We start from the raw sequence: 877 nt of genomic DNA, 5'->3' as shown, positions 1-877 counted from the left end.
GTTCCGCCAGTCTACTGAAGAGCGCGCTTTGTTGATTCCGATCGTAGGATACAGACATGCAAACCGAGACGTGGATCGAGCGGTTACTCATCGATCAACTCACTACCCACGACAGACGATACAAACACGATTACGCTGGCGTCGAAAAGACGACTGACGACCTCGTTGTAGCCTGTACGCAACTCGACGGAATCACGACAGAAGGTGGATCCGAAGAGCCGCCACTCGAAGAGCTTCTCTCGATGGATTCGGAGTTCGGACCTGAAGTCGAAACCGCGCTTCAAACACTGCAAGAACGGGGATTAGTCGAGTGTGTCGGAGAACGCGAGCGATCTGGGCCGTCGTTCGAATCAGGGGACTATGGCACGACAACCCTCTGGAAACCGACCGTCGAGGGGCGGGCCGAAGCGAGAGCGATCCGCGAGGCATATTCTGACGAGGTGGAAACACTCGCGGACTCGCACGGTGAGGAGTTCGAGGAGTTCCGCGAAGAGATCGTCTCGGTCGCCAGAACGTATGGAATCCTTCCGAGTGATGTCGAATAACAGACTACCAAAACCATGACCGATTCAGAGACGGAGATACTGGAGCGATTTGTTATCGAAGTCAGTCAGATAGGGACTGTCGACCATATCGTCGACCTGAAAGCAGAACCAGTCGGCAGGTCGACCTATTCCCCTCGTCAGGAGTTGCTCGGCGAGAAGCTGTGTGATCGGAGTACGCGCTCACCCGCGAGTGAATACATCGATTTACCTGAATTGAGGCGCTAAGGCCCCTTCCTCAACGAACGAGCGAAGCGAGTGAGTAGGGAGGGGATACAGCGCCGCACGGTTCTCAAACACGTTCGACGCTCGGCCCACAGGCCCACGCAATCGAA

The 877-nt window shown here is 55.6% G+C and carries 1 protein-coding gene; it reads left to right on the top strand.

Annotated elements, in window-relative coordinates; genetic code table 11:
* Positions 1-56: 56 nt before the first annotated feature.
* Entirely contained in the window at positions 57-545 is a 489-nt protein-coding gene (locus Z052_RS19080) for a hypothetical protein (RefSeq protein WP_094520271.1), read from the top strand.
* Positions 546-877: the final 332 nt, after the last annotated feature.

The organism is Halorubrum sp. C191 (assembly GCF_002727095.1).
Lineage (GTDB): Archaea > Halobacteriota > Halobacteria > Halobacteriales > Haloferacaceae > Halorubrum > Halorubrum ezzemoulense.
Note: the sequence above shows the minus strand (reverse complement) of the source record. Positions and strands in the feature narration are given on the sequence as shown.

What these genes read in the sequence shown, in the direction of transcription:
- Z052_RS19080 (WP_094520271.1), top strand. Translation starts at nt 57, where the DNA reads ATGCAAACCGAGACGTGGATCGAGCGGTTACTCATCGATCAACTCACT.